The 1,577-nt window shown below is 35.1% G+C and carries 3 protein-coding genes; all 3 read left to right on the forward strand.

The features are described from left to right. The first annotated feature begins 136 nt into the window (after positions 1-136). The 3 genes from BTHERMOSOX_RS11120 to BTHERMOSOX_RS12155 are packed head-to-tail and all read left to right on the forward strand — an operon-like array spanning position 137 to position 1,512. Complete coding sequence (locus BTHERMOSOX_RS11120) at positions 137-814, forward strand: NAD(P)/FAD-dependent oxidoreductase (protein ID WP_138121188.1); 678 nt, start codon at positions 137-139, stop codon at positions 812-814. Beyond that, positions 811-1,263 (forward strand): GNAT family N-acetyltransferase, encoded by a 453-nt coding sequence (locus BTHERMOSOX_RS11125; RefSeq protein WP_138121189.1) that lies wholly within the window; start codon positions 811-813, stop codon positions 1,261-1,263. Before BTHERMOSOX_RS11120 ends, BTHERMOSOX_RS11125 begins: the two co-directional genes overlap by 4 nt. Positions 1,264-1,299: 36 nt before the next feature. Next, the gene (locus tag BTHERMOSOX_RS12155) at positions 1,300-1,512 is read left to right on the forward strand and encodes a class I tRNA ligase family protein (protein ID WP_428992044.1); all 213 of its coding nucleotides are present in this window, start codon (positions 1,300-1,302) and stop codon (positions 1,510-1,512) included. Positions 1,513-1,577 lie beyond the last annotated feature (65 nt).

The raw sequence follows: 1,577 nt of genomic DNA on the forward strand, positions 1-1,577 counted from the left end.
ATTTGCGACCTGCCGATTACGAAATAGTTCACCACTTTTGTATCTTAGGGATGTTATTAAAATGCGCCGCCAGGGAAATAATGTGCCTAAATTACCGCAGATGCCTGCGCTAGTTGCTGCTTAATTATATAGGGGAATGAACGGTTACGACGTAGGTGCTGGATATTTAGATCCACTAGAAACTTGTAGAAATTATGTTTTAGCAGGGTGTAGTAATGGTGGCAACCTAATGGAAAATACCAGAGTAAAAAACTTGCTAAATGAAAGTGAGTATTGCCACGGAATTAAAACAAATAATGGGGATATTTTTGCCGATAAAATTATCTTTGCAGGAGGCGCTGAAGGTGTAGGGATTTTGGAAAATCTTTTTCCTAGTTTATCAAAGACACTGAGAAACAAACGAATTCAGTACTTATTGGGAACAATGTCACTGGGGGGGAATCCTTATGAAACACCACCAATTGTTATTGATGACATATCTGAATACTATATAAAACCTATGGGTAATGGTGCTGTATTAATGGGGAAGGTTATTGATGAGTGGGATTTAGATTTAAAAAAAACATCCCCCTTTTCAGCTATAGATGAAAAGAAAATTATCGACTTTTTTAATAAAAAATTACCCAATATAAATACTATAAAGGTTAACAAGAGGGTGGTTGGCTACGACCTTTACACCCCGTCTAGACAAGGCGAAATAAAACTGTCTCCAATAGCAAAAAATTGCTTATTCGTGTCAGGTTTTAGTGGGCAAGGATTTAAACTTGCACCAGAAATTTCAAAAAAAGCAAGCAAGATGAGCATAGCTATATGATTACTATTCGAAGAGCAGAAAAAACCGATCTATTACAGATTGTTGAAATATTTGAACACTATCGGAATTTTTATAAGTGTGAGAGAAATAATGAATTAGCGGTTGAATTTATAAGTAAAAGAATTGAATTTGAAGATTCTTTTATACTTATTGCAGTTGACGAAAGCAAGCCCTTACTAACCATTGTTGGCTTTACTCAGATGTATCCACTCTACTCATCAACTGAAATGAAAAAACTCTGGTTGTTAAATGATCTATTTGTTCTCAAAGACTACCGAAAAAAAGGTATAGCTAAAAAGTTGATTGAAAATAACAAGCAAGTTGCGCAGACATCAGGCGCTAGAGGTTTGTTTTTAGAGACGGAATCAACTAATGAAGTAGCCAAAAATATTTATAGTAATGAAGGCTTCATTAAAAATAAAAATATATTTTATAATTTTGATTTATAAAGGCTGAAAATGCAAAAATACTTATTTATACCAATAATGCCGACACCTAACGGCAGGTTTCACATCGGACATATCTCTGGGCCATATTTGAAAACTGATATTTTAGCCAGAAACTTAAAGTTTCTAGGCCATGATGTTAAAGTAATGTCAGGGGTGGATACTTATGAAGCTCATGTAAGCTTGAAAGGTAACCGTTCATTCCCCTATATAATTAAGCAGCAACTAGCGCAGGCATCTGCGGTAATTTAGGCACATTATTTCCCTGGCGGCGCATTTTAATAACATCCCTAAGATACAAAAGTGGTGAACTATTT

This window comes from Bathymodiolus heckerae thiotrophic gill symbiont (assembly GCF_900128515.1).
Classification (GTDB): Bacteria; Pseudomonadota; Gammaproteobacteria; order PS1; family Pseudothioglobaceae; genus Thioglobus_A.